Source organism: Variovorax sp. MHTC-1, from assembly GCF_003984645.1.
In the GTDB taxonomy this organism is placed as follows: Bacteria; Pseudomonadota; Gammaproteobacteria; order Burkholderiales; family Burkholderiaceae_C; genus Variovorax.
Genome location: NZ_RWKI01000004.1, coordinates 42,790 through 66,942, shown reverse-complemented (window position 1 = coordinate 66,942; position 24,153 = coordinate 42,790). Strand labels below are relative to the sequence as shown.

The 24,153-nt window shown below is 67.9% G+C and carries 25 protein-coding genes; 20 read left to right on the top strand and 5 right to left on the bottom strand.

Translation table 11 applies throughout. From position 1 onward, the window contains the following. Window positions 1-24: 24 nt before the first annotated feature. The 6 genes from EJI01_RS08360 to EJI01_RS08335 are packed head-to-tail and all read left to right on the top strand — an operon-like array spanning window position 25 to window position 3,764. Window positions 25-1,371 (top strand): NAD(P)/FAD-dependent oxidoreductase, encoded by a 1,347-nt coding sequence (locus tag EJI01_RS08360; RefSeq protein WP_126836661.1) that lies wholly within the window; start codon window positions 25-27, stop codon window positions 1,369-1,371. A 23-nt stretch (window positions 1,372-1,394) separates the two neighbouring features. After that, on the top strand, window positions 1,395-1,877 hold the full coding sequence (locus tag EJI01_RS08355; RefSeq protein ID WP_126836660.1) for an NUDIX hydrolase: 483 nt from the start codon (window positions 1,395-1,397) through the stop codon (window positions 1,875-1,877). Further along, on the top strand, window positions 1,858-2,412 hold the full coding sequence (locus EJI01_RS08350) for a GNAT family N-acetyltransferase (protein WP_126836659.1): 555 nt from the start codon (window positions 1,858-1,860) through the stop codon (window positions 2,410-2,412). The genes EJI01_RS08355 and EJI01_RS08350 overlap by 20 nt, the downstream gene beginning before the upstream one ends. Next, window positions 2,409-2,825 (top strand): VOC family protein, encoded by a 417-nt coding sequence (locus EJI01_RS08345; RefSeq protein ID WP_126836658.1) that lies wholly within the window; start codon window positions 2,409-2,411, stop codon window positions 2,823-2,825. The genes EJI01_RS08350 and EJI01_RS08345 overlap by 4 nt, the downstream gene beginning before the upstream one ends. A gap of 34 nt (window positions 2,826-2,859) precedes the next feature. Beyond that, window positions 2,860-3,282, top strand: a complete 423-nt coding sequence (locus EJI01_RS08340) for a GNAT family acetyltransferase (protein WP_126836657.1) — start codon at window positions 2,860-2,862, stop codon at window positions 3,280-3,282. Continuing rightward, window positions 3,279-3,764, top strand: a complete 486-nt coding sequence (locus EJI01_RS08335; RefSeq protein WP_126836656.1) for a RidA family protein — start codon at window positions 3,279-3,281, stop codon at window positions 3,762-3,764. Before EJI01_RS08340 ends, EJI01_RS08335 begins: the two co-directional genes overlap by 4 nt. On the opposite strand, the gene EJI01_RS08330 is transcribed toward EJI01_RS08335, so the two are convergent. Next, complete coding sequence (locus EJI01_RS08330; protein ID WP_126836655.1) at window positions 3,761-5,461, bottom strand: long-chain fatty acid--CoA ligase; 1,701 nt, start codon at window positions 5,459-5,461, stop codon at window positions 3,761-3,763. The genes EJI01_RS08335 and EJI01_RS08330 overlap by 4 nt on opposite strands. 148 nt (window positions 5,462-5,609) lie before the next feature. Between EJI01_RS08330 and EJI01_RS08325 the strand changes: the two genes are divergently transcribed. From EJI01_RS08325 to EJI01_RS08290, 8 genes are all read left to right on the top strand, one after another. After that, a complete protein-coding gene (locus EJI01_RS08325) occupies window positions 5,610-6,050 on the top strand; it encodes an OsmC family protein (RefSeq protein ID WP_126836654.1) in 441 nt (146 codons plus the stop codon). Between the two features lie 66 nt (window positions 6,051-6,116). Further along, complete coding sequence (locus EJI01_RS08320; protein WP_126836653.1) at window positions 6,117-6,866, top strand: GntR family transcriptional regulator; 750 nt, start codon at window positions 6,117-6,119, stop codon at window positions 6,864-6,866. Beyond that, complete coding sequence (locus EJI01_RS08315) at window positions 6,863-7,654, top strand: transporter substrate-binding domain-containing protein (RefSeq protein WP_126836652.1); 792 nt, start codon at window positions 6,863-6,865, stop codon at window positions 7,652-7,654. Before EJI01_RS08320 ends, EJI01_RS08315 begins: the two co-directional genes overlap by 4 nt. Window positions 7,655-7,785: 131 nt before the next feature. Then, window positions 7,786-8,442, top strand: a complete 657-nt coding sequence (locus tag EJI01_RS08310) for an amino acid ABC transporter permease (RefSeq protein WP_126836651.1) — start codon at window positions 7,786-7,788, stop codon at window positions 8,440-8,442. 10 nt (window positions 8,443-8,452) lie between these two features. Beyond that, window positions 8,453-9,106 carry an amino acid ABC transporter permease gene (locus EJI01_RS08305; protein ID WP_126836650.1) on the top strand — a complete coding sequence of 218 codons (654 nt, stop codon included), beginning with the start codon at window positions 8,453-8,455 and terminating at the stop codon, window positions 9,104-9,106. Continuing rightward, window positions 9,090-9,857 (top strand): amino acid ABC transporter ATP-binding protein, encoded by a 768-nt coding sequence (locus tag EJI01_RS08300; protein WP_126836649.1) that lies wholly within the window; start codon window positions 9,090-9,092, stop codon window positions 9,855-9,857. The genes EJI01_RS08305 and EJI01_RS08300 overlap by 17 nt, the downstream gene beginning before the upstream one ends. A gap of 48 nt (window positions 9,858-9,905) precedes the next feature. Beyond that, a complete protein-coding gene (locus EJI01_RS08295) occupies window positions 9,906-10,484 on the top strand; it encodes a DUF1439 domain-containing protein (protein ID WP_126836648.1) in 579 nt (192 codons plus the stop codon). Next, complete coding sequence (locus EJI01_RS08290) at window positions 10,481-11,473, top strand: glycerophosphodiester phosphodiesterase (protein WP_126836647.1); 993 nt, start codon at window positions 10,481-10,483, stop codon at window positions 11,471-11,473. The genes EJI01_RS08295 and EJI01_RS08290 overlap by 4 nt, the downstream gene beginning before the upstream one ends. Before the next feature lie 28 nt (window positions 11,474-11,501). Here the strand turns inward: EJI01_RS08290 and EJI01_RS08285 are convergent, their stop codons facing one another. Next, entirely contained in the window at window positions 11,502-11,975 is a 474-nt protein-coding gene (locus EJI01_RS08285; RefSeq protein ID WP_126836646.1) for a Cd(II)/Pb(II)-responsive transcriptional regulator, read from the bottom strand. A gap of 55 nt (window positions 11,976-12,030) precedes the next feature. Here EJI01_RS08285 and EJI01_RS08280 point away from each other — a divergent pair, with 55 nt between their 5' ends. The 3 genes from EJI01_RS08280 to EJI01_RS08270 all read left to right on the top strand — a co-directional run bounded on the left by EJI01_RS08280 (window position 12,031) and on the right by EJI01_RS08270 (window position 15,153). After that, window positions 12,031-12,678, top strand: a complete 648-nt coding sequence (locus tag EJI01_RS08280; RefSeq protein ID WP_126836645.1) for a cation transporter — start codon at window positions 12,031-12,033, stop codon at window positions 12,676-12,678. Continuing rightward, complete coding sequence (locus tag EJI01_RS08275; protein ID WP_126836644.1) at window positions 12,671-13,690, top strand: P1 family peptidase; 1,020 nt, start codon at window positions 12,671-12,673, stop codon at window positions 13,688-13,690. The genes EJI01_RS08280 and EJI01_RS08275 overlap by 8 nt, the downstream gene beginning before the upstream one ends. A gap of 104 nt (window positions 13,691-13,794) precedes the next feature. Continuing rightward, window positions 13,795-15,153, top strand: coding sequence for a TAXI family TRAP transporter solute-binding subunit (locus tag EJI01_RS08270; protein WP_126836643.1), 1,359 nt, complete (start codon window positions 13,795-13,797; stop codon window positions 15,151-15,153). Here EJI01_RS08270 and EJI01_RS08265 read toward each other — a convergent pair. Beyond that, window positions 15,150-16,430, bottom strand: a complete 1,281-nt coding sequence (locus EJI01_RS08265) for a PQQ-dependent sugar dehydrogenase (protein WP_126836642.1) — start codon at window positions 16,428-16,430, stop codon at window positions 15,150-15,152. The two genes, EJI01_RS08270 and EJI01_RS08265, sit on opposite strands and share 4 nt — an antisense overlap. Before the next feature lie 75 nt (window positions 16,431-16,505). Then, on the bottom strand, window positions 16,506-18,167 hold the full coding sequence (gene ettA, locus EJI01_RS08260; protein WP_126836641.1) for an energy-dependent translational throttle protein EttA: 1,662 nt from the start codon (window positions 18,165-18,167) through the stop codon (window positions 16,506-16,508). Window positions 18,168-18,377: 210 nt separating this feature from the next. Between ettA and EJI01_RS08255 the strand changes: the two genes are divergently transcribed. The 3 genes from EJI01_RS08255 to EJI01_RS08245 all read left to right on the top strand — a co-directional run bounded on the left by EJI01_RS08255 (window position 18,378) and on the right by EJI01_RS08245 (window position 23,577). Then, a complete protein-coding gene (locus EJI01_RS08255) occupies window positions 18,378-19,628 on the top strand; it encodes a methyltransferase domain-containing protein (RefSeq protein WP_185878866.1) in 1,251 nt (416 codons plus the stop codon). A gap of 178 nt (window positions 19,629-19,806) precedes the next feature. Beyond that, window positions 19,807-21,606, top strand: coding sequence for a DEAD/DEAH box helicase (locus tag EJI01_RS08250; protein WP_126836639.1), 1,800 nt, complete (start codon window positions 19,807-19,809; stop codon window positions 21,604-21,606). Between the two features lie 150 nt (window positions 21,607-21,756). Continuing rightward, window positions 21,757-23,577 (top strand): bifunctional metallophosphatase/5'-nucleotidase, encoded by a 1,821-nt coding sequence (locus EJI01_RS08245; protein WP_126836638.1) that lies wholly within the window; start codon window positions 21,757-21,759, stop codon window positions 23,575-23,577. Here the strand turns inward: EJI01_RS08245 and EJI01_RS08240 are convergent. Then, on the bottom strand, window positions 23,574-24,152 hold the full coding sequence (locus tag EJI01_RS08240; protein WP_126836637.1) for a DUF3501 family protein: 579 nt from the start codon (window positions 24,150-24,152) through the stop codon (window positions 23,574-23,576). The genes EJI01_RS08245 and EJI01_RS08240 overlap by 4 nt on opposite strands. Window position 24,153 lies beyond the last annotated feature (1 nt).

Below are 24,153 nucleotides of genomic sequence, written 5' to 3'. Positions count from 1 at the left end.
AGAGCCCTGCGTATCATCCGCCGGATGAGTACGACAACCCCTTCCAGCCGCCCCCGTATCGTCATCGTCGGCTGCGGCTTCGGGGGCCTGGAGGCGGCGCGAAAGCTGCAGGGCGCCGATGTCGACGTCACCATCGTCGACAAGACCAACCACCACCTGTTCCAGCCGCTGCTCTACCAGGTGGCGACCGCCGGGCTGGCGGCGCCCTCGATCGCGGCGCCGGTGCGCCTCCTGTTCCGCCGCCAGCCCAACATCACCACCCTGCTCGGCGAAGTCGCGCACATCGATCCGCTTGCGCACGAGGTGCAGCTGGCCGACGGCACGCGCCTCGGGTGGGATCACCTGATCGTGGCGGCCGGCGCCACCCACAGCTACTTCGGCAACGACGGCTGGGCCCGGATGGCGCCGGGCCTCAAGACGCTGGCCGATGCCTTCGAGATCCGCCGCCGCGTGCTGATGAGCTTCGAGGCCGCCGAGATCGAAGCCGACCCGGTGCGGCGCCGTGCATTGCTGACCTTCGCGGTGATCGGCGCCGGCCCCACCGGCGTCGAGATGGCCGGCACGCTGGCGGAGATCGCGCGCCACACGCTGGAAGGCGAGTTCCGCCGCATCGATCCGGGCAGCGCCGAGGTGCTGCTGATCGAGGGTGGCCCGCGCGTGCTGCAGGCCATGCCCGAAAGCTTGAGCCAGCGCGCGCTGGAGCAGTTGCAGAAGCTCGGCGTGCAGGTGCGCCTCAATGCCAAGGTCACGGCCATCGACGAGACCGGGCTCACGGTCGAATCGCCCTTCAGCGACGGCGGTGCCGGCGCCGGCAGCCACCGCATCGACTGCCACTGCGTGATCTGGGCCGCCGGCGTGGCCGCCTCGCCGCTGGGCCGGCTGCTGGGTGAGGCGACCGGCACCGAGACCGACCGCGCCGGCCGCGTCAAGGTGCTGCCCGACCTCAGCGTGCCTGGCCATCCGGACATCAGCGTGGTCGGCGATCTCGCGGCCGCCATGAGCCACCGGCCGGGCAAGGAGCCGAAGCCGGTGCCCGGCGTCTCGCCCGGCGCCAAGCAGATGGGCCGCGCCGCGGCGGCGAACATCCTGCGCCGGATCGCGGGCAAGGAGACCGTGCCCTTCCGCTACCGCGACTACGGCAACCTCGCGACCATCGGCCGCAACTCGGCGGTGGTCGACCTCGGCACGCCCTTCGGGCCGCTGCGTTTCTCGGGCCGGCTGGCCTGGTTGTTCTGGTTGTTCGCGCACGCCTATTTCCTGATCGGGTTCCGCAACCGCATCGTGGTGCTGATGGACTGGGCCAGCGCGTACTGGAGCTTTCAGCGGCATGCGCGAGTGGTGGCGGAGGTCAGGGGCAGGGGGGAGTCCTGAGCGGACGCGTTCCGCCGGCGGCCATGATCTCTTTCGACGCCGACACGCATCGCTTCAACCTGCGCGCCGCAGCGGTCGTGCTGCACGAGGGCGCTGTGCTGCTGCACCGCATCGAGGGCGATCCGTTCTGGTCGGTGCCCGGCGGACGGGTCGAGCCCGGCGAGACCGCTGCCGCTGCAGTCGTGCGCGAGCTGCAGGAAGAACTGGCGGAGACCGTGCATTGCGAACGCATGCTGTGGGTGGTGGAGAACTTCTTCAACTACCGCGGGCGGGAGCACCACGAAGTCGGGTTGTACTTCCTGGCAGAGCTCTCCCCGGGTTCGCGCCTGCTCGCAGGACCTGGGCCCTTCGTGGGCAGCGAGGGCGAACTCGCGCTGACCTTCGCGTGGTTCGCCTGCGCAAGACTTCGCGAACTCGATATCCGGCCGTCGTTCCTGGCGCGGGCGCTGGCGTCGCCCGCGCTTCCGTTCGAACATGTGATCCACCATGAGCCAGAAACCGTCTGAATCCCTGTCGTTCCGGCCGCTCGAGATGGCGGACCTTCCGATGCTTCACGAATGGCTGTGCCGTCCGCACGTCAGCGAATGGTGGCAACCCACCCCCACGCGAGCCGAGGTCGAAGAGGAGTTCGCGCCGTTGACCGTCGCCGGCCGCGACACGACGCGCGGCTATATCGCCCTGCTCGGAGCTCGCCCCATCGGCTTCATCCAGTGCTACGTGGTCATGGGTTCCGGCGACGGCTGGTGGGCGGAGGAAACCGACCCCGGTGCGCGCGGCATCGACCAGTTCCTTGCCAACGCGGAAGAGCTCGGAGCGGGCCTCGGCAGCGCGATGGTGCGCGCATTCGTCGACCGCCTGTTGCTGGACCCCGAGGTCAGCAAAGTGCAAACCGATCCTTCGCCGGACAACGGGCGCGCCATCCGCAGCTACGCGAAGGCCGGCTTCGTTGCGCGCGAAGAAGTCATGACGCCCGACGGCCCTGCCCTGCTCATGCTGCGCACGCGATCGACCGGCGATCCATCCACCTGGAGCACACGATGATCCACATCCGCGACATCGACCACCTCGTCCTGCGCGTCATCGATCTGGACCGGATGCTTCGCTTCTACTGCGAGGTGCTCGGCTGCACCATCGAGCGGCGGCTCGATGCCATCGGCCTCGTTCAGCTCCGCGCCGGGCGCTCGCTCGTCGACCTCGTTCCCGTGGACGGCGAACTCGGCCGCGCCGGCGGTGCTGCGCCGGGCAAGGAGGGGCGCAACCTCGATCACTTCTGCTTTCGCGTCGAGCCCTTCGACGAAGCCGCCATTCGCCGCCACCTCGAAGCCCACGAGGTCGAAGCCGGCCCGCTGGCGACCCGAAACGGCGCCGAGGGCGAAGGGCCTTCCATCTACCTCAGCGATCCGGAAGGCAACGTGATCGAGCTCAAGGGACCGCCCGCACGCGCCGTCACGTGATGCGACTCAGACTTTCACCACGCTGTTCGAGAGAATGAAAATTCGCCCCTTCCGCCCCGCCGACGAAGCCAGCGTCATCGAACTCTGGCACGCCTGCGGCCTCACCCGGCCGTGGAACGATCCGCACCGCGACATCGAGCGCAAGCTGAGCGAGCAGCCCGAGCTCTTTCTGGTCGCCACCGAGAAGGACGCGCTGGTCGGCTCCGCGATGGTCGGCTTCGACGGCCACCGAGGCTGGGTCTACTACCTCGCGGTGTCGCCGCAGCACCGCAGGCTGTCCATCGGCCGCGCGCTCATGCAGGAAGCGGAGCAGTTGCTTGTCGAGCGCGGCTGCCCCAAGATCAATCTGCTGGTCCGATCGTCGAATACCGAGGTCATCGCGTTCTACCGCAAGCTCGGGTACACGCAGGACGACGTGGTCAGCCTCGGTCGACGACTCATTCATGACACCCCATGACGCAGATTGAAAACAAGCTCGAATCCCTGGGCCTGGTTCTCCCGCCGCCCGTTGCGATGCCCTCCGGCGTGGTGCTGCCCTTCCCCTGGGTGCGCATCGTCGGACAGCGGGCGCTGATCTCTGGCCACGGGCCGCAGCATGCCGACGGCTCGCTGGCCGAGCCGCTCGGCAAGGTCGGGCGCGAGCTCACGCTCGAGGAGGGCTACGAGGCGGCGCGCCTGACCGCGCTGGGCATGCTCGGCAGCCTGAAGCGTGCGCTCGGCGACCTGGACCGCATCACGGCCTGGGTGCGCGTGTTCGGCATGGTCAACGCGGCACCCGGCTTCGACCGCATGCCGGCCGTGATCAACGGCTTCTCCGACCTGATCCTCACGCTCTACGGGCCCGAGGTCGGCGCGCATGCGCGCAGCGCGGTCGGGCTGGCCGAGCTGCCCTTCGATATTCCTGTGGAGATCGAAGCCGAAGTCGAAATCCGCGACTAGGCCGCCCTTGGCTTGCTCTCCGCCTCCTGCAGCAGCCGCCACATCACCTTGCCGCTGCCGCTTTTGGGCAGCGCATCGACGAACTGCACCGCGCGCGGAATCTTGTAGACCGCCATGTTCTCGCGGCACCAGTCGATGATGTCCTTTTCGCTGGTGTTCTTGTGCGTGGCGCGCAGCACCACCACGGCCTTGACCGATTCGCCGCGGTAGCTGTCCTTCATCGAGATCACGCAGGCTTCCTGGATCGCCGGGTGGCGGAACATCAGCAGCTCGACTTCGGCCGGCCAGACCTTGAAGCCGCTGGCGTTGATCATCCGCTTGAGGCGATCGGTCATGAAGAAGTAGCCGTCCTCATCCATGCGGCCCATGTCGCCGGAGCGGAAGAAGCGCTTGCCCTCGAACTCGACGAAGGCCGCGGCCGTGGCGTCGGGCCGCTTCCAGTAGCCCTGGAACACCTCGGGGCCGTGGATGATGATCTCGCCCGATTCGCCGATCGGCATCTCCTTCAAGGTGTCGGGATCGACCACGCGCGCGTCGGTGCTCAGGTAGGGAATGCCCAGGCACTGCTGCTTGGGGTTCTCGAACGGGTTGGTGTGCGAAGGGGCCGCGGTCTCGGTGAGGCCGTAGCCCTCCTGGTACTTCAGCCCGTACTGCTCGAGCAGCCGCTGCGCCACCGCCTGCGGCATCGCGGCCCCACCGCCGCCGATGTAGGTCAGGCTGCTCAAGTCGAAGCTTGCGAAGTTGGGGCTGGCCATCAGGTCGATGACCATGGTCGGGATGTTGGTCCAGCTCGTGACCTTGCGGCGCGAGATCAGGCGGCCCGCCACCTCGCGGTCCCAGCGCGGCATGATGACCAGCGTGCCCCCGACCAGGATCGTGGTGTGCATCATGCTCACCACGCCGGTGATGTGGAACATCGGCACCACGGCCAGCACCACCGCCTCGGACGAGCCCAGGCCCCAGAGCTGGCCTGCGAAGGCGTTGTGCATCAGGCTCGAATGGTGGTGGACGCAGCCCTTGGGCAGGCCGGTGGTGCCGCTGGTGTAGGGCAGCAGGGCCATGTCGTCGGCGCCGACCACGTGCTCGGGCGGCGCGTGTCCCGCATCCAGCGCATCGGTCCAGGCCATGACCGTGCCGTCGGCCAGCGCGGGCAACGCGTGGCGGGCCAACAGCCAGTCGCGCCAGGCCGGCGGCGGCGCCTCGTCGCCGCTCGCCTCGGCATCGAAGGCGTCGGTGAACTGAGTGACGATCATGTGCGCCAGGCGGTCCTTGGGCGCGAGCGCGTCGCTGGCCTTGGCGAGCTCGGGCGCTAGGTCGCCGGTGGTGATGGCGACCTTGGCATCCGGATCGGTGATGTAGTGCTTCAGCTCCTCGGCGCGGTTCATCGGATTGACCGGCACCACCACCGCATTGGCACGCAGGATCGCGAAATGCGCGATCACCAGCTGCGGGCAGTTCTGCATGTCGAGGACCACGCGGTCGCCGCGCTTCACGCCCAGCGCATGCAGCGCGCCGGCCAGGCGCTCGACCTGCGCGGCGAGCTCGCGGTAAGTGGTCTCGCGGCCGAAGAAGACCATGGCCGACTTGTCGGGAAAGCGCGCCGCGGAAGTCGCGAGGTTGTGCCACAGCGAGGTGGCGGGAACGGTGATCGAACGGGGCAGGCGCTCGGGCCAGAACTTGTAGTGCGGGCGGTCCATACGGTGATCAGTCTCCAATCAGCGCCCGAGCCTACGATGCGGCGCGCGCGCCCTGCATCGGGGAAGCCCCCGAGCGCGTCGCATGGGTGACTCGTGGCGCGTTCTGCCGTACAACGGCAGTCCTTCACCCACCTACCGAGGAGCTCACATGGCAGCAGAAAAGCACGCAAGCGTTCACTGGGAAGGCGCCGGCAAGGCCGGCAAGGGCCAGATCAGCACCGAGACCGGCGCCCTCAAGGACTACCCCTACGGCTACACGAGCCGCTTCGAGGACGACAAGCGCGGCACCAATCCGGAAGAGATCCTGGGTGCGGCGCACGCCGGCTGCCTCACGATGGCGCTGGCCTTCGCGCTCGAGGGCGCTGGCTTCACGGCCGACTCGATCGACACCAAGGCTGCGGTGCGCCTGGCCCGCGACGGCGCGGGTTTCAAGATCGACCGCATCCAGCTGGAGCTCGAGGCCACCATTCCGGGCATCGACGAAGCCAAGTTCCAGGAACTGGCGGCCGGTGCCAAGGCCGGCTGCCCGCTGTCCAAGGCGCTCGCCAGCGTGCCCGAAATCACCTTGTTGGCGCGTCTGCGCAGCTGAATCACACCTGTTTGGTGCACAGATCTTGCATACCAGTTGGCATGAAAGCTGCTGGTATGCAGGACCATGGCCATTTCCGCATCCGAAATCAGTGCACGCATCGTTGAAGCGGTGATGGCGCAGAAGCTCGCCCCGGGCTCGCGCCTGGGCGAGCAGCAGCTCGCGATGCTGTTCGACTGCAGCCGCACCATCGTGCGGGAGGCGCTCACGCGGCTGGCGGCGCGCGGCATCGTGACCGTGAGCGCACGCCGCGGCTGGTTCGTGATCGAGCCCTCGCAGGCGGAGGCGCGCGAAGCCTTCGAGGCGCGCCGCGTGATCGAGTCGGGCCTGATCCGCAGCGCCGGGCCGATCGACAAGGAAGCCCTGCGCGCGCTCAAGGTACATCTGAAGCGCGAGAAGGCGGCGCTCAAGGACAGCGACATCGGCAACCGCAGCTACCTGCTGGGCGACTTCCACGTCTGCCTGGCCGAGTGCCTGGGCAATTCGCTTCTGGCCGACACGCTACGCGACTTCACCGCGCGCACCACCTTGATCGCGATGCTCTACCAGTCCTCGCACGACGCGGCGCAGTCCTGCGAAGACCACGTGCGCATCGTCGCGGCGCTGGAGCGCGGCGACACCGCCGGCGCCGAGGCGCTGATGACCGAGCACATCGGCACGGTGCAGTCGGCGCTGCGCGTGCAAAACCCCACCGACCCGCTGGCCCAGCTGCGCGACGCGCTCGCACCGCTGCGCCACGCGCCTGCCGACGACAAGACGAAGGCACAGCTTTTGCGTGATCCCGATTCATCGACCTACCTAGGAGCCCTGTTATGAAAGTTTCCAAACGCCACTTCGCGCTGGCCATCGCATCGGCTGCGCTGCTCGCCGCCGGCGCCGCGCAAGCCCAGAGCGCGCTCGACAACGTGCTCAAGTCCAAGACCCTCAAGGTCGCGATCCCGACCGACTACCCGCCCTACGGCTTCGTCGGTCCCGACATGGCGCCGCAGGGCCTCGATGTCGAGATGGCCAAGCTGATCGCCGCCAAGATGGGCGTCAAGGTCGAGCTGGTGCCGGTCACCAGCGCCAATCGCATTCCCTACCTGCAGACCAAGAAGGCCGACCTCGTGATCTCCACGCTGGGCAAGAACGCCGAGCGCGAGAAGGTGATCGACTTCAGCGCCGCCTATGCGCCCTTCTTCCAGGCCGTGTATGCATCGAAAAGCCTGAGCATCAAGAGCTTCGCCGACATGGGCGGCAAGTCGGTGGCCGTGACGCGCGGCGCCATGGAAGACCAGGAGCTCGCCAAGGTGGCGCCGGCCAACGTCGACTACAAGCGCTTCGAGGACAACAACGCGACCATCGCGGCCTTCGTCGCGGGCCAGACCCAGACCATCGCCACCAGCGCCGCGGTGGCCGGCAACATGATGCAGAAAAACCCGCAGCTCGGCGCCGAATACAAGCTGCTCCTGAAGGACAGCCCCTGCTTCGTCGGCATTGCCAAGGGCGAGGACGCGCTGAAGGCCAAGGTCAACGAGATCATTGCGGCCGCCAAGAAGGACGGCACGCTCGACGCGATGTCGAAGAAGTACCTCGGCAAGGAAGCCGGCGACTTGCCGTCATGACCCACCCCCGTTTCTTGCTCGCTTCGTGTAGCCGAATCCCTCCTCAAGGGGGCAACACCAGCGGCCCGGCAAAGCCGGTTCCGCGGTGTTTCCCGAACAGTCGCGGCGACGCCGCTCCATAAGGTCAGCACATGAACTTCGATTTCGGCGCGGTGCTCGTCGACTGGCCGCTCCTGGCCAAGGGCATCGTGTGGACGCTGGGCCTCACGTTCGTCGCCACGCTGATCGGCATGGTGGTCGGCATCGCCTGCGCCTGGGCCCGCGCGAGCGGGCCGGCCTGGCTGCGCTGGATCGTGGGCAGCTATGTGGAGCTGATCCGCAACACGCCCTTCATCGTGCAGCTGTTCTTCATCTTCTTCGGCCTGCCGGCGGCGGGATTCAAGCTTTCCCCCGAACTGGCCTCGATCATCGCGATGGTGATGAACCTCGGCGCCTATGCGACCGAGATCATCCGCGCCGGCATCGAGGCCACGCCGCGCGGGCAGATCGAGGCCGCAGTGAGCCTCGCGCTCAACAAGGTGCAGGTGTTCACGCGCGTGGTGCTGCCGCCGGCGTTGAAGAAGGTATGGCCCGCGATGGTGAGCCAGATCATCATCGTGATGCTGGGCTCGGCCGTGTGCAGCCAGATCTCGACCGAGGAGCTGAGCTATGCGGCCAACCTGATCCAGAGCCGCAACTTCCGCGCCTTCGAGGCCTTCATCATCGCGACGCTGATCTACTTGGCGCTCTCGGTCGGAACACGCAAGCTGCTCAACTGGGCAGGGCCGAAGTTCTTCTTCGGCCGATAGGAGCGTCGAGATGGTCGAGTTCTCCCTCTGGGACATCCTGCGCAACCTGCTGCTCGCCTTGCGCTGGACGGTGGCGCTGTCGCTGATCGCCTTCGTCGGCGGCGGCTTCGTGGGCGCGGTGCTGCTCTTCGTGCGCCTGTCGGGCGGGCCGGTCGCCGAGCGGCTGATCGGCCTCTACGTGCAGCTGTTCCAGGGCACGCCGCTGCTGATGCAATTGTTCCTGGCCTACTTCGGCATCGCGCTCCTCGGCATCGAGGTCTCCGCCTGGACCGCCGCCTCGGTGGCGCTCACGCTCTACACCAGCGCCTTCCTCACCGAGATCTGGCGCGGCTGCGTGGCCTCCATTCCCAAGGGCCAGTGGGAAGCGTCGGGCAGCCTCGCCTTGAGCTTCGGCGAGCAGATGCGCCACGTGATCCTGCCGCAGGCCACGCGCATCGCGGTCGCGCCCACCGTGGGTTTCCTGGTGCAGGTGATCAAGGGCACCGCGCTGGCCTCGGTGATCGGCTTCGTCGAGCTCACCAAGGCCGGCAGCATGATCTCGAACGCGACCTTCAAGCCCTTCGTGGTCTTCAGCTGCGTCGCCCTGCTCTACTTCGTGCTGTGCTTTCCGGTGAGCCTGTACGCCAAGAACCTCGAAAGGAAGATCCATGGCGCTCGTCGCTGAAGCTCCTGCCCTCGCAACGCCCATCGTGCGCATCACCGCGCTGCGCAAGTCCTACGGCAGCAACGAGGTGCTGAAAGGCATCGACCTCGACGTCAGGCGGGGCGAGGTGATCGCCATCATCGGCAAGAGCGGCTCGGGCAAGAGCACGCTCCTGCGCTGCATCAACGGGCTCGAAGTTTTCCAGGACGGATCGCTCACGGTCGACGGCAAGCCGCTGCTGCACGAAAGCGCGATGGCCATGCGCGAGCTGCGCCAGCACGTGGGCATGATCTTCCAGAGCTTCAACCTCTTCCCGCATCTCACGGTCGGCAAGAACGTGATGCTCGCGCCGACGCTGGTCAAGAAACGCAACGGCACGGAAGCCGCCTCGCAGGCGCGCAAGCTGCTCGAGCGCGTCGGCCTGGCCGAGAAGTTCGACGCCATGCCCGACCAGCTCTCCGGCGGCCAGCAGCAGCGCGTGGCGATCGCGCGCGCGCTCGCGATGGAGCCGGCCGTGCTGCTGTGCGACGAGATCACGTCGGCGCTCGATCCCGAACTGGTGGGCGAGGTGCTGCGCGTGGTCGAATCGCTGGCCGACGAGGGCATGACCCTCTTGATGGTGACGCACGAGATGAGCTTCGCGCGCAAGGTCAGCGACCGCGTGATCTTCATGCACCAGGGGCGCGTGCACGAGATGGGGCCGCCGGCGGAGCTGTTCGGGAATCCGCAGACGGCGGAATTGAAACAGTTCCTTTCGTCGCTTCACGACTGAAGGCCTCCGGGAGGAGGAACCTCCCGCCTGTGGCAAGCTCCGAGCGGTATGCGCAACCGCTCTTCCCTCATTTCCCGCCGCGTTCTCCTGCGCGCACTGCTGGCTGCCGCCGCAGCGCCGGCGCCTTTCGCGGCGCTCGCCGGCTTCAACTTCTTCACCAGCGAGTACACCGCGAGCCGCGAAGAGCTGCAGGCGCAGATCGCGAAGCGCTTTCCGGTGCAGCAGCGCTATGCCGAGATCTTCACCGTCGGCCTGCGCGATCCGCAGCTGGGCCTCGATGCGAAGGCCAATCGCGCGGCGATCACGGCCGTGCTCTCGATCGCGAGCCCGCTGCTGCGGCCGTCCGCCGTCGAAGGCGTGGTCTCGGTCAGCAGCGCGCTCAAGTACGACGCGCCGGCGCGTGCGCTGCGGCTCGACCAGCCCAAGGCCGAGCGTCTGGAACTGCAGGGCGTGACCGGCCGCGATGCCGAGCGCCTGCAGCAGATCGGCGCGCTGGTCGCGCAGGAGATGCTGCATGGCCAGGCGCTACGCACCTTCACTGCCGAAGAGCTGACCGTGGGCCGCAAGACCTACGAGATCGGTGACATCACCGTGCAACAGGACGGCATCAAGGTAGAACTCAAATGAAGTTCACCCCTCGCCTTGCGACTTGGCTGATCGCGGCATCGATGCTAGCGGGTTGCGCAGCGCTCGATCCTGGCGCGCAGCGCGCCTTCGACCTGCAAGCCCACCGCGGCGGCCGTGCGCTGGCGCCCGAAAACACGCTGGCCGCTTTCACGAACGCGATGGAGATGGGCGTCGATACGCTCGAGCTCGACATCGGACTCACGGCCGACGGTGTGGTGGTGATCTCGCACGACACCGTGCTCAACCCGGACCACACGCGCGACGCGAGCGGTGCTTTCCTCGCCGCCAAGGGCCCGGCGCTCCGTTCGCTGAGGCTGTCGCAGCTGCAGGCCTACGACGTGGGCCGCATCGATCCCGCCACCAGCTATGGCAAGCAGTTCGCGAAGCAGCTGGTGAGCGACGGCGAACGCATCCCGACGCTGGCTGCGCTGTTCGAGCGCGTGCGCGAGCGCGGCGCCACGCAGATCCGCTTCAACATCGAGACCAAGCTGGACCCGACACGGCCTGACGAAACCGCGCCGCCCGATGAGATGGTGCGCGCCCTGCTGGCCGAGATCGACAAATACGGCATGGCCCCGCGCGTGACCATCCAGAGCTTCGACTGGCGCGCGCTCGCGCTGGTCGGCCAATGGGCGCCGCAGATGCGGCGTGCCTATCTCACGAGCGGCCGCACCTTGAAGGACAGCCGCTGGACCTCGGGCCTGCGCCTCGAGGACTTCGGCTCGGTACCGCGTCTCGTGAAGGCCGCCGCGGGCGAGAGCAAGAGCGCAGTGATCTGGTCGCCGGCCTTCAACGATCTCACGGCCGCGCAGGTGAAGGAAGCGCAATCGTTCGGCTTCCAGGTCGTGCCCTGGACCGTGAACCAGCGCGCCGACATGGCGAAGCTGATGGACTGGAAGGTGGACGGCATCATCACCGACGACCCGGCGATATTGCGCGACGTGATGCGCGAGCGCGGGATGGCGCTGCCTGCCGGGCTCGGCCGCTGAGCTGGGCCTGTCGACAGGCCTTGGCGGCTCACACGTGGCGCGCGGCCCGCGTGCGCTGCGCACCCGCCAGCGGCTGGCGGTCGGCCCGCGCATGCAGGGCTTCGATGATGTGGCATTGCGCATCGGTGCCGTCGCAGCAGTCGCGCAGCGCGATCAGCTCTTTTTCGAGCGAGCGCAGCTCGCGCAGTCGTTCGCGCACATGCCCAAGATGCGCATCGAGCGCGACGCAGGCCGCGGCGCAGTCGGCCTTGCTGCGCAGGTCGAGCCCGAGCAGGGTGCGCACCTCGTCGAGCGACATGTCCATCGCGCGGCACAGGCGGATGAAGCGCAGCCGGTGCACGTCGGCATCGGTGTAGAGCCGGTAGCTGTTGTCGCCTCGGGCCTGCGGCGCGATCAGCCCTTCCTTTTCGTAGTAGCGGATGTTGGTGGCGCTCACGCCGCTGCGTGCAGCGGCATCGCCGATGCGGTAACCCTGCTCGATGGGCGGACTCTCGACTGCCATGGCTTGACCTTCCAGTGACTTCAACCTTTCCAATGGTGCCATCCCTGGAGAAACCATGTCTGCGAACTGCTGCGAACACGATCACGACCACGAACATCTTTCGGCCTCCGACACGCCGCGCTACAGGCGCGTGCTGTGGGTGGCGCTGGCCCTCAACATGGCCATGTTCGCGATCGAGATCGGCGCCGGCTTTCGCTCGGGCTCGGTCTCTCTCCTGGCCGATGCGATCGACTTCTTCGGCGATGCCGCCAACTACGGCGTGAGCCTGGCCGTGCTCTCGATGGGCCTCGCGTGGCGTGCGCGCGCGGCCGTGCTCAAGGGGCTCAGCATGCTGGGCTTCGGCGTCTTCGTGGCCTCCAAGACGCTCTGGTCGGCCACGCAGGGCGTGCCGCCCGAGGCTCTGACCATGGGCCTGGTCGGCGCGCTGGCGCTGGGCGTCAACGTGCTGGTGGCCGTACTGCTCTACGCCTTCCGCGAGGGCGACGCCAACATGCGCAGCGTATGGCTGTGCTCGCGCAACGACGCCATCGGCAACGTGGCGGTGATGCTCGCGGCGCTGGGCGTCTTCGGCACCGGCACCGCCTGGCCCGACCTCGCGGTGGCCGCGGCGATGGCTGCGCTCGCGATCAGCGGCGGCTGGTCGGTGCTGCGGCAGGCGCGCGGCGAATTGCGCCGCGGTCCCATAATCGCCGGCGATGTCTGATGCACAAGCCTCCTCCCCGGCCCCGGATGCGGGCGCCATCACCGATGTCTCCGGCATCGAAGTCGGTCACTTCAGCGACCCGCGCCGCCCGACCGGCTGCACCGTGATCCTCGCGCGCGAAGGCGCGGTGGCCGGCGTGGATGTGCGCGGCGCCGCGCCCGGCACGCGCGAGACCGACCTGCTTGCGCCCGGCAACTTCGTCCAGCAGGTGCATGCCGTGATGCTCGCCGGCGGCAGCGCCTGGGGCCTGGCGGCCGCCGACGGCGCGATGCAATGGCTGGAAGAGCGTGGCATCGGCTTCGACGTGCGCTTCGGCACGCTGCCGATCGTCCCGGCCGCGGTGCTCTTCGACCTGCCGGTCGGCGATGCGCGCATCCGGCCCGATGCCGCCGCCGGCTATGCGGCCTGCGACGCGGCCTCGACGGCCGCGCCGGCCGAAGGCAATGTGGGCGCCGGCAGCGGCGCGCTGGTGGGCAAGCTCTTCGGCGTACACCGCGCGATGAAAGGCGGCATCGGCACCGCCTCGATCACCGTCAACGGCGTGACGGTAGGCGCGCTGATCGCCTGCAACGCGCTCGGCGACGTGCTCGACCCGGACAGCGCCCAGGTGGTGGCCGGCGCGCGCACCGAGGACGGCCGCGCGCTGCTCGACACGCGCCGCGCCCTGCTGTGCGGCGATGTGCCCCGGCCGCTCCTGGCCGGAACCAACACCACGCTGGGCGTGATCGCGACCGATGCCGTGCTGACCAAGGTGCAGGCCAACCGGCTCGCGGCCGTTGCTCACGACGGCCTGGCGCGCGCGATCAACCCGGTTCACACCATGAGCGACGGCGACACCCTGTTCGCGCTCGCCACCGGCCGCGTCCCGCTCGAAGGCGATGCGCCGGGCATGACGGTGCTGGGCACCATGGCGGCAGAAGTGGTGGCACGCGCGACGCTGCGCGCGGTGCGGGCGGCGCGCACGGTGCGGATCGGAGAGAGCTGCTTTCCCTGCGCTGCGGACCTGGGGTAAAGGGGCCGGCCGCACGCGCTTTGTAACCGAGGCGCGGCCCAAAGCCACTCAAAATGCGCGCTGCCGCGCCCGCGGCGACCTCGAGCACCGTTCCATCCCATCGCATGCCCCGCACCATCCGCCTCGTCCTCCTCTCCATCCGCGATCTCATCGCTTCGGCCGGCCCCGTGGTCTTCCTCGTCATCGGGCTGCTGATCGCCGCCTACTGGTGGCTGGAGCCGCAGCCGCCCAAGCACGTGAGCCTCGCGACGGGACCGGCCGGCAGCGCGTACGCCGAGTTCGGCAAGCGCTACGCCACGGCGCTCAAGGCCAATGGCATCGAGGTCGAGCTGAAGCCGACCGACGGCTCCCAGGACAACCTGCAACTGCTGCGCAGCGGCGGCGCCGACGTGGGCTTCGTGCGCGGCGGCAGCGCCGATCCGGTGGCGGATGAAGAAGCGGGGCTCAGCTCGCTCGGCAGCCTGTTCTACGAACCTCTGTGGTTCTTCTATCGCACCGACGCGGCGCGCGCGGTCGACCGCAAGACCGGCCGGCTGACGTCGCTCGCGCAGTTCAAGAATTTGCGCGTCAATGTCGACAAGCCCGGCAGCGGCGTGCCCGAGATCATGGAGCGGATGTTCCGCGCCAACCACATGGATCCGCAGACGCTGCAACTGTCGAACCTCGAGCAGTCGCCCGCCATCGAGGCGCTGCAGGCCGGGCTGCTCGACGTGATCGTGCTGGCCTCGGCGCCGCAGTCGCCGCTGGTGCAGCGGCTGCTGCGCGCGCCGGACATCCAGCTGATGGAATTCGGCCAGAGCGATGCCTATTCGCGGCGCTTCGCCTTTCTGCAGGCGGTGACCCTGCCGCGCGGCGTGGTCGACTTCGCGGCCGACCTGCCGCCGCAGGACTTGTCGATGCTGGCTGCCACCACCTCGCTGCTGGCGCGCGAGGAAACCCATCCCGCGCTGCGCCAACTGTTCGCACAGAGCGCGCAAACGCTGCATAGCGGCGCCGGCTGGTTCAACCGCGCACGCGACTTCCCGAACACCCGCACCAGCGAGCTGCCGGTCAGCCCCGAGGGCGACCGCGCCATCAACGGCACGCCGCCTTTCTGGCAGCGCTATCTGCCCTTCTGGGCCAGCAACTTGGTGGAGCGCATGTGGCTGGTGCTCGGCGGCCTGCTGGTGCTGATGCTGCCGCTGAGCCGCGTGGTGCCGCCGCTCTACCAATTCCGCGTGCGCCGGCGCGTGTTCCGCTGGTATGCGCGCCTGCGCGAGGTCGAGAACAAGCTGGAGGCCGGAACCGGCGAGCGCGAGGCGCTCATCGAGGAGCTGGACAACCTCGACCGCGTGGTCAACAAGGTGGCGGTACCGCTCTCGTATGCGGAAGAACTCTACGCGCTGCGCAACAACATCTATGCGGTGCGCAAGCGGGTGCTGGCGCGCATGCCGGCGGTTGTGCCCGCCGCCGCAAAGGCCTAGCGCTGCAGCCGCAGCAGCTTGCCGTTGGTGCTGTCGGTCAGCAGGTAGAGCCAGCCGTCCGGCCCCTGGCGGACGTCGCGGATGCGCTCGCCGCGATCGGCCAGAAGACGTTCGCGCCCCGTCACGGAGTTGCCGTTGAGCGTGAGCCGCCACAGCGCGGTGCCCGCCAATGCGCCGACGAAGAGGTTGCCCTTCCAGTCGGGCAACGCATCGCCGGTGTAGAAGACTATGCCGCTGGGCGCGATCGAGGACTTCGTCGTGCCCGGCGTCCAGGCCGAGCCATCGATCTTTTCCCAGTAGCTCTGCGGCTGCTCCATGCCGGCCTTGGCCGTGCCCTCGCCGACCTGAGTGAGCGTGCCGTACTCCTGCCCGTAGCTGATGATGGGCCAGCCGTAGTTCCTGCCGGGCAGGCTGAGGTTGACTTCATCGCCGCCCTGCGGCCCGTGCTCGCTGATCCACAGATCGCCGGTCGCCGGATGCAGCGCGGCACCCTGCACATTGCGATGGCCGTAGCTCCAGATATGCGGCTGCGCGCCGGCCACGCCGAAGTCGGGATTGCCCGGCGCCGGAACGCCATCGGTGGTGATGCGCACCACCTTGCCGTGGCCGCGCGTCAGGTCCTGGGCGAAGCCGCGCTGGTCGATGCTCATGCGCTCGCCCAGGGTCACGAAGAGATGGCCGTTGCGATCGAACACCAGCCGCGAGCCGAAATGCATGCTGCTCTGCACCTTGGGCTGTTGCCGATAGATGACGACAAGATTGCTCAGGCTGCGATTGGCGACGTCGAGCTCGGCGCGCGCCACCGCGGTGCTGTTGAGGCTGGCGTTGCCCGTATCGCGCTCCGCATAGCTGAAGTAGATGCGGCGATTGCTCGCGAAAGCCGGATCGACGGCCACGTCGAGCAAGCCGCCCTGCCCGACCGCCTCCACCGGCGGAACGCCGCTGACCTGGTCGGCCCCGCCGTTGACCGGCGTGCCGTCGGCATTGCGCAGCCGGATCTGCCCGCCGCGCTGCGTCACGAGCAGCTTGCCGTCGGGCAGGAAGGCCAGGGCCCAGGGACTGTTGAGGCCGGAGGCCAGCTCGGTCACCTTGACCACCATCGGCGAGGCCGGTGGTGCTGGAGGCGGCGGCGGCGGGTTGGCGGCCGGCGGCGGTGCGGGCGCCGCCGTCCCGTCCACCCCGAAGGCGCTGATGGCAACGCTGCCACCGCCGCCCCCGCCACCGCATCCCGCGACAAGCATCAGAGACGCCGCCACATACCGAATCGCTGCAGCCATGTCCGCTCCTACCGGCGCCCCGGGCGCCCACCTGGAAGCGGAAGTGTGCCTCGGTTGCGGCGTTTCAGCGCATTGTTACTTCAGCGCCTTGAAGCGCATCCGATGCGGCTTGGCGCCTTCCTCGCCCAGGCGCTTCTTCTTGTCGACCTCGTACTCCTGGTAGTTGCCGTTGAAGAAGGTCCACTGGCTGTCGCCTTCGGCCGCGAGGATGTGGGTCGCGATGCGGTCGAGGAACCAGCGGTCGTGGCTGATCACCAGCACCGAGCCCGCGAACTCGAGCAGGGCGTCTTCCAGCGCGCGCAGCGTTTCGACGTCCAGGTCGTTCGAGGGTTCGTCCAGCATCAGCACGTTGCCGCCCGCGATCAGGGTCTTGGCCAGGTGCAGCCGCCCGCGTTCGCCGCCGGACAGGGTGCCGACCTTCTTCTGCTGGTCGGCGCCGTTGAAGTTGAAGCGCCCGGCATAGGCGCGGCTCGCCATCTGGAACTTGCCGACGTTGATGATGTCGAGGCCGTTGGAGATGTCTTGCCACACCGTCTTCTCGTTGGCGAGCGCGTCGCGGGTCTGGTCGACGAAAGCCATCTTGACCGTCTGGCCGACGATCACCTCGCCGCTGTCCGGCTTCTCCTTGCCCGCGATCAGCTTGAACAGCGTGGACTTGCCGGCGCCATTCGGGCCGATGATGCCGACGATCGCACCGGCGGGAACCTCGAAGCTCAGGTTGTCGATCAGGAGGCGATCGCCGAAGGACTTGCTGACGTTCTTGAACTCGAACACCTGGTTGCCCAGCCGCTCCGCCACGGGAATGAAGATTTCCTGCGTTTCGTTGCGCTTCTGGTATTCGAAATCGCTCAGCTCCTCGAAGCGGGCCAGGCGCGACTTGCTCTTGGCCTGGCGCGCCTTCGGGTTCTGGCGCGACCACTCGAGTTCCTTCTTCAGGGCCTTGGCGTGGGCTTCCTCGCTCTTCTGCTCCTGCGCAAGGCGTTCGCCCTTCTGCTCGAGCCAGGTGCTGTAGTTGCCCTTCCACGGGATGCCGCGGCCGCGGTCGAGTTCGAGAATCCATTCGGCGGCGTTGTCGAGGAAGTAGCGGTCGTGGGTGATGGCCACCACGGTGCCCGGAAAGCGCTGCAGGAACACTTCGAGCCACTCGACCGATTCGGCATCCAGGTGGTTGGTGGGTTCGTCGAGCAGCAGCATGTCGGGCTTGGACAGCAGCAGGCGGCACAGCGCCACGCGGCGCTTCTCGCCGCCCGAGAGCACGCCGATGTTGGCGTCCCACGGCGGCAGTCGCAGCGCATCGGCCGCGATCTCGAGCTGGTGCTCGGAATCGGTGCCGGCGGTCGCGATGATGGCTTCGAGTTGGGCCTGCTCGGCCGCGAGCGCGTCGAAGTCGGCGTCTTCGGCGCCATAGGCCACGTACACCTCTTCGAGGCGCGCCTTGGCCGCGTAGACCGCACCCATCGCTTCCTCGACCGATTCGCGCACGGTATGGGCAGGGTTGAGCTTGGGCTCCTGTTCGAGGTAGCCGATCGTGAGGCCCGGCATCGGCAGCGCCTCGCCCTCGATCTCCTTGTCGATGCCGGCCATGATCCTGAGCAGCGACGATTTGCCGGAGCCGTTCAGGCCCAGCACGCCGATCTTGGCGCCGGGAAAAAAGGAAAGCGAAATGTCCTTCAAGATCTGCCGCTTGGGCGGCACGGTCTTGCTGACCTTGTTCATGGTGTAGACGTACTGGGCCATGTCTATCTCTGTTCGGTGATGGGGACTGCTCGGGGTGGTCGGGAAACCCGGCAACGATCTTGTGCGAGGATCGATGCGAATCTGCCTTGCATGGCAGGCGCTTGCTGCTGCAGCGCGTTTCCGACCGGGGGTTTGCCGCCAAGTCTAACGCAGGGGCTCGATTCCTTGAACGGGGGCCCGAAGCGCTGCTATTCTCGGCCGCACCCGCCTATGTGTGCCGCACCCGCCCACGATGCCTTCGACCAGGCCAAAGAGCTCTTCTTCGACGGGCTGAAGGCCTTCGAAACAGCCCGCTTCGATGCCGCCGAGCAGCTCTTCATGGCTTCGCTCGCGCTCTTTCCGGGCCGCATCTCGACCCTGATCAATCTCGCCGCCACGCAGCTGGAGCTGTCGCGCCCGCAAGAGGCCCTGGCGGTGGCCGATCAAGTGCTGGCGCTCGAGGCCGACAACGTCGACGCGTGGTTTCACAAGGCCACCGCGCTCGGCCTGTTGAATCGCCACCGCGAAGCATTGGCCGGCTATGAGAAGGTGCTGCAGCTCGGCACCCTGCCTCCCGCCGAACCATGGTTTCGCCACGGCCAGACGCTGCAGGCGCTGGATCGGCCCGAACAGGCGCTCGCCTCCTATGACCGCGCGCTGGCCGCGGACCCCACCCTGGCGCAGGCCTGGAGCAATCGCGGCGGCATCCTGCGGGAAATGAAGCGCAACGAGGAAGCTGCCGACGCCTTCAGGCAAGCCCTGGCGCACGGCGCCGATCCCGAACTTCACCGCTACTACCTGGCGTCCGTCTCTGCGCAGGCTGTTCCGGCGACGGCGCCGGCGCACTACGTCGAGACCCTTTTCGACGACTACGCCGATCAATTCGATGCACATCTGGTGGGCCTGCTCGGCTACCGCGCGCACAGCACGCTGGCCAGGCATCTGGCCGCATTGGACCGCGGCCCTTTTCGCTCGGCCCTCGACCTCGGCTGCGGAACAGGGCTCTGCGCGCCGTTGCTGAAGCCGATGACGCAACGGCTCGCAGGCGTCGACCTGTCCAGCCAGATGATGGACAAGGCACGGGCCCTCGGCCTCTACGACCGCCTCGTTCACGCGGACATCGTGGACTACCTGCGAGGCACGGACGAACGCTACGACCTGGTCACGGCTGCCGATGTCTTCATCTATGTGGGCGACCTGGCGCCGGTTTTCGCCGCGCTGGACCGCGCGATGGAAGCGAAGGGGCTCTTCTGCTTTTCGGCCGAACGCGCTGCCGACGAAAGCACCGATTTCGAACTGCTGCCGAGCCTGCGCTATGCGCATTCCGAGCGCTACCTGCGCGAGATGGCCATGCAGCACGGCTTCGAACTGGTCCAGCTGGTTCGCGCGCCGATACGCGAGGACCAGCGCGAGCCCATCCACGGCATGTTCGTCTATCTCGGCCGGGCTGAAGGCGGGCAAACCCGACTCATGCGACAATAACGCCTGTTGCCGGGTCCAGTTGCCCGCAGCACCGGCCCTCCGCCGGGGACGACGAAGGCCCATCTCAAGGCTTTCAGGCTCCCACTCCTGACCCTCATTCGCCTTTACTGGCTCGACGTCGCCAAGACGCCGTAGCGGGCGAATACCACTGCGCCGTGTAAGGCGCTTGTTGAACTCAATGAACTTTGATGAACTGAAGCTGGCCCCGGCCATCTTGAAGGCTGTGCATGAGCACGGCTACGACACCCCCACCCCGATCCAGGCCCAGGCCATTCCGGCGGTGCTCGACGGCCACGACCTTCTCGGCGGCGCCCAGACCGGCACCGGCAAGACGGCCGCCTTCACGCTGCCGATGCTGCACAAGCTCACGATGAGCCGCAGCGCCACCAACAAGTTCGGCGGCACCGGCATCCGTGCCCTGGTGCTGACCCCCACGCGCGAACTCGCGGCCCAGGTCGAAGAGTCGGTGCGCACCTATGGCAAATACCTGCAGCTGAGCTCGACCGTGATCTTCGGCGGCGTCGGCATGAACCCGCAGATCAGCAAGTTGAAGAGCGGCGTCGACATCCTGGTCGCCACGCCCGGCCGCCTGCTCGACCTGCAGCAGCAAGGCATGCTCGACCTGTCGCAGGTCCAGATCCTGGTGCTCGACGAGGCCGACCGCATGCTCGACATGGGCTTCATCCACGACGTGAAGAAGATCCTCGCGCTGGTGCCGAAGGAAAAGCAGAGCCTGCTCTTCTCCGCCACCTTCAGCGACGAGATCCGCGACCTGGCCGCCACGCTGCTCAAGAACCCGCAGAGCATCCAGGTCACGCCGCGCAACACCACGGTGCAGCGCATCACGCAGGTGATCCATCCGGTGGGCCGCGGCAAGAAGAAGGCGCTGCTCGCGCACATCATCAACGAGCACAACTGGAGCCAGGTGCTGGTGTTCACCCGCACCAAGTTCGGCGCCAACAACGTGGCCGAGTTCCTGACCAAGAACGGCATCGAAGCGATGGCGCTGCACGGCAACAAGAGCCAGAGCGCGCGCACCCAGGCGCTGGCCGGCTTCAAGAGCGGCGACATCCGAGCGCTGGTGGCGACCGACATCGCGGCCCGCGGCATCGACATCGACGAACTGCCGCACGTCGTGAACTACGAGATTCCCAACGTCAGCGAAGACTACGTGCACCGCATCGGCCGCACCGGCCGCGCGGGCGCGAGCGGCGAGGCGGTGAGCCTGGTCTGTCTCGACGAAGAAGGCTTCATGCAGGAAATCGAGCGCTTCACCAAGCAGCAGATCCCGGTCAAGCTGATCGACGGCTTCGGCCCCGAGGAAGGCGAGCGCGCCGAGCCCATCGCGATGGGGCGCCAGACCATCTGGGGCGGCGCCGGCCGCCCGCCGAGCCGCGAAGTGATGCAGGCAGCGGCCAAGGCCGCGCGGCAGGAAATGATGCAGCGCATCCGTGACAACAAGGCGGGTCAGGGCGAACAGCGCAGCGGCGCTGGCGGCGGCAATGGCGGCGGCCAGCGGCGCGGCGGCGCTGCCGGCCAGGGCGCACCGGGCGGCCGCAACGGCGGCGGCCAGGGCCAGCGCGCCCAGGGCGGCGGGCGTGGACCCGGCCCGGCACGCGGACCGCAAGCTCCGGCGCGCACGCCGCACCATGCGCCGCACCACGTGGTGCAAGGCCATCTGCCGCACGACGAGCGCCAGCCGCGCCACCACGGCAACAGCCACAGCCCGACGCAGGCCAACGCGGTGGCGCATCTGCGCGCCGAAGCGGTCGGCGGCGGCGAAGGCCAGCCCGATCCGTTGCGCACCAGCGTCGACATCATGAGCGCCGGCCGCGGTCGCGGTGGCCGCAGCGGCGGCGGTGGTGGCGGGTACGGCGGCAACCGTTCCGGCGGCGGTGGCCGTTCGGGCGGCGGTGGCGGTCGCTCGGGCGGCGGCTACGGCGGTGGCGGCGGCGGTGGCCGCTCCTTCGGTCGCTAAGCACACGACCACTGCACAAGGGGCGCTTCGGCGCCCTTTTTCATGGGCCTGTCATCGGCCCTCTGAGTCGAGCCGGTGCGGGTCACGCTTGCGTCACAGGCGCTTCCTAGCATGCGCGTCATCACCACACGCACCGGGAAGAGGACCTTCATGCACATCTCGTTGAAGCACGCCGCGCTCGCCGGCGCGATCGCTGCCGCCCTGCTCTCCGCCTGCGGCGGCAGCGGCGGCTCGGGCGGCATTCCTTTTGTTCCGCCACCTGCCAGTCCCGACACGCCGAGCACGCCGGCCAGCATCGACGTGAAGCTCATCAGCTTCAACGACCTGCACGGCAACCTGGAGCCGCCCAGGCTGTCGATCACCGCGCCGGCTGCCGCCGGCGGCACGGTCGCGGTGCCGGCCGGCGGCGCAGCCTACATGGCCTCGGCCATCGCGTCGCTCAAGGCCAAGAACCCGAACAACGCCGTGGTCTCGGCCGGCGACATGATCGGCGCATCGCCACTGGTGTCGGCGCTCTTCCTCGACGAGCCGACCATCGAGGCGGTGAACCAGATGAAGATCGACTTCAACGCCGTCGGCAACCATGAATTCGACAAGGGCCAGACCGAACTGCTGCGCATGAAGAACGGCGGCTGCGCCAAGAACACGCCGCTCGAGCCCTGCCGCGTGAACAAGGCCTTCCCCGGCGCCAACTTCGGCTTCCTGGCCGCCAATACCGTGAAGAGCGACGGCAGCACGCTGTTCCCCGCGACCGGCATCAAGAGCTTCACCAAGGACGGCGCGACGGTGAAGGTGGGCTTCATCGGCATGACGCTCAAGGGCACGCCGACCATCGTCACGCCCTCGGGCGTCGCAGGCCTGAACTTCACGGACGAAGCGGAGACGGCCAACGCGCTGATCCCGCAGCTCAAGTCGCAGGGTGCAGATGCCATCGTCGTCGTCGTCCACGAAGGCGGCACCACCACCGTGGGCTACAACGACAAGAGCTGCGCAGGGCTGTCGGGCGACATCCTGCCGATCCTCGACAAGCTCGATGCGCAGGTCGACGTGGTGATCTCGGGCCACACGCACCGTCCCTACATCTGCGACTACGGCAAGACCAACCCGGCCAAGCCTTTCCTGCTGACCAGCGCGGGCCAGTACGGCACCTTGCTGACCGACATCGACATCACCATCGACACGCGCACGCGCAAGGTCACCGCCAAGAAGGCCGACAACGTGATCGTCCAGGGCGAGGCCTTCACCAGCGGCGCCACGACCGTGGCGCTCACCGACCAGTACCCCGTTTTCGGCAAGAACCAGGAGGTCGCCGCGCTGATCTCGCAGTACGCCGCCGTGGCCGCCCCGCTCGTGCAGCGCGTGGTGGGCCAGCTTTCGGGGCCGGTGACTCGCACGCAGGTCATACCCTCGCGCGAGAACGCGCTCGGCAACCTGATCGCCGATGCGCAGCTCGCCGCCACCACCGCGCCGGCCAAGGGCGGCGCGCAGATCGCCTTCATGAATCCGGGCGGCGTGCGCGCCGACCTGGTGCCGGCCGCCAGCGGCGACGTGAGCTACGGCCAGATCTTCAGCGTGCAACCCTTCGGCAACAGCCTGGTCGTGAAGACGATGACAGGCGCGCAGATCAAGGCGCTGCTCGAGCAGCAGTTCAACAGCGGCACCAACACGGTGGCCTCGCCGCGCGTGCTGCTGCCGTCGAAATCCTTGACCTACAGCTACAACCTCGCGCAGCCGGCCGGCTCGCGCATCACGGCCATGGCGCTCAACGGCACCGCGATGACCGATGCGGCGAACTACCGCGTGACGATGAACAGCTTCCTGGCCACCGGCGGCGACAATTTCACCATCTTCAACCAGGGCACCGATTCGCTGGGCGGCGACCAGGACGTGGATGCACTCGAGGCCTACATCGCGGCCAACAGCCCGCTCGCGCCGCCGGCGACCAACCGGATCACCAATCTGACGCCCTAAGCCAAGTCGCCCGCCAGGCTCGCCAGCGTCTCCGGCGCGATGCTCGCGAGCGCCGGGTAGTTGGTGTGGTCGCAGCCCAGCTTGACGCTCGCGCCCGCACGCACCGCCGCGCGCGCGGCATCGCCGAACTCGAAGCGCACGAAGTGGACAGCCGAGGTCTTCTCGGCGTTCTCGCGCTCCATGTCTTCGTCGGCGATCGCGTAGATGCGCCCGTGGCCTTCGACCTCGACGAACACGCGGTCCTCCATGCCGATGAGCCTGGCGAGTTCGCGCTTTCGCTCGTGCACGTCGGGGTATTCGATCAGCATGGTCGCCTTCCAGTTGCTGCCGTCGGGCACCAGCGCCGAATAGGCATCGATCTCGCTCTGGATGCCCTCTTCGTCGAAGATCTTCTCGATGTGCAGCATCTCCTGGATCTGGCGCCGGATGGTCGTTTCGTCCTCGAACTGGATGCTGACATGCTCGCCCAGGGGCACCGTGCGCAGCCGGCGGTGCGCGATGAACTCCGGCGTGCTGCTCTTGCGAATCTTCGCGTAGGCCTCGAGCGTCATCAGACTGTCGCGGGTGATGCCCATG

Excerpts from the sequence above, each read along its gene's own strand:
- EJI01_RS08360 (WP_126836661.1), top strand. The coding sequence starts at position 25 with ATGAGTACGACAACCCCTTCCAGCCGCCCCCGTATCGTCATCGTCGGC.
- EJI01_RS08355 (WP_126836660.1), top strand. The coding sequence starts at position 1,395 with ATGATCTCTTTCGACGCCGACACGCATCGCTTCAACCTGCGCGCCGCA.
- EJI01_RS08350 (WP_126836659.1), top strand. The coding sequence starts at position 1,858 with ATGAGCCAGAAACCGTCTGAATCCCTGTCGTTCCGGCCGCTCGAGATG.
- EJI01_RS08345 (WP_126836658.1), top strand. The coding sequence starts at position 2,409 with ATGATCCACATCCGCGACATCGACCACCTCGTCCTGCGCGTCATCGAT.
- EJI01_RS08340 (WP_126836657.1), top strand. The coding sequence starts at position 2,860 with ATGAAAATTCGCCCCTTCCGCCCCGCCGACGAAGCCAGCGTCATCGAA.
- EJI01_RS08335 (WP_126836656.1), top strand. The coding sequence starts at position 3,279 with ATGACGCAGATTGAAAACAAGCTCGAATCCCTGGGCCTGGTTCTCCCG.
- EJI01_RS08330 (WP_126836655.1), bottom strand. The coding sequence starts at position 5,461 with ATGGACCGCCCGCACTACAAGTTCTGGCCCGAGCGCCTGCCCCGTTCG.
- EJI01_RS08325 (WP_126836654.1), top strand. The coding sequence starts at position 5,610 with ATGGCAGCAGAAAAGCACGCAAGCGTTCACTGGGAAGGCGCCGGCAAG.
- EJI01_RS08320 (WP_126836653.1), top strand. The coding sequence starts at position 6,117 with ATGGCCATTTCCGCATCCGAAATCAGTGCACGCATCGTTGAAGCGGTG.
- EJI01_RS08315 (WP_126836652.1), top strand. The coding sequence starts at position 6,863 with ATGAAAGTTTCCAAACGCCACTTCGCGCTGGCCATCGCATCGGCTGCG.
- EJI01_RS08310 (WP_126836651.1), top strand. The coding sequence starts at position 7,786 with ATGAACTTCGATTTCGGCGCGGTGCTCGTCGACTGGCCGCTCCTGGCC.
- EJI01_RS08305 (WP_126836650.1), top strand. The coding sequence starts at position 8,453 with ATGGTCGAGTTCTCCCTCTGGGACATCCTGCGCAACCTGCTGCTCGCC.
- EJI01_RS08300 (WP_126836649.1), top strand. The coding sequence starts at position 9,090 with ATGGCGCTCGTCGCTGAAGCTCCTGCCCTCGCAACGCCCATCGTGCGC.
- EJI01_RS08295 (WP_126836648.1), top strand. The coding sequence starts at position 9,906 with ATGCGCAACCGCTCTTCCCTCATTTCCCGCCGCGTTCTCCTGCGCGCA.
- EJI01_RS08290 (WP_126836647.1), top strand. The coding sequence starts at position 10,481 with ATGAAGTTCACCCCTCGCCTTGCGACTTGGCTGATCGCGGCATCGATG.
- EJI01_RS08285 (WP_126836646.1), bottom strand. The coding sequence starts at position 11,975 with ATGGCAGTCGAGAGTCCGCCCATCGAGCAGGGTTACCGCATCGGCGAT.
- EJI01_RS08280 (WP_126836645.1), top strand. The coding sequence starts at position 12,031 with ATGTCTGCGAACTGCTGCGAACACGATCACGACCACGAACATCTTTCG.
- EJI01_RS08275 (WP_126836644.1), top strand. The coding sequence starts at position 12,671 with ATGTCTGATGCACAAGCCTCCTCCCCGGCCCCGGATGCGGGCGCCATC.
- EJI01_RS08270 (WP_126836643.1), top strand. The coding sequence starts at position 13,795 with ATGCCCCGCACCATCCGCCTCGTCCTCCTCTCCATCCGCGATCTCATC.
- EJI01_RS08265 (WP_126836642.1), bottom strand. The coding sequence starts at position 16,430 with ATGGCTGCAGCGATTCGGTATGTGGCGGCGTCTCTGATGCTTGTCGCG.
- ettA (WP_126836641.1), bottom strand. The coding sequence starts at position 18,167 with ATGGCCCAGTACGTCTACACCATGAACAAGGTCAGCAAGACCGTGCCG.
- EJI01_RS08255 (WP_185878866.1), top strand. The coding sequence starts at position 18,378 with ATGTGTGCCGCACCCGCCCACGATGCCTTCGACCAGGCCAAAGAGCTC.
- EJI01_RS08250 (WP_126836639.1), top strand. The coding sequence starts at position 19,807 with ATGAACTTTGATGAACTGAAGCTGGCCCCGGCCATCTTGAAGGCTGTG.
- EJI01_RS08245 (WP_126836638.1), top strand. The coding sequence starts at position 21,757 with ATGCACATCTCGTTGAAGCACGCCGCGCTCGCCGGCGCGATCGCTGCC.
- EJI01_RS08240 (WP_126836637.1), bottom strand. The coding sequence starts at position 24,152 with ATGGGCATCACCCGCGACAGTCTGATGACGCTCGAGGCCTACGCGAAG.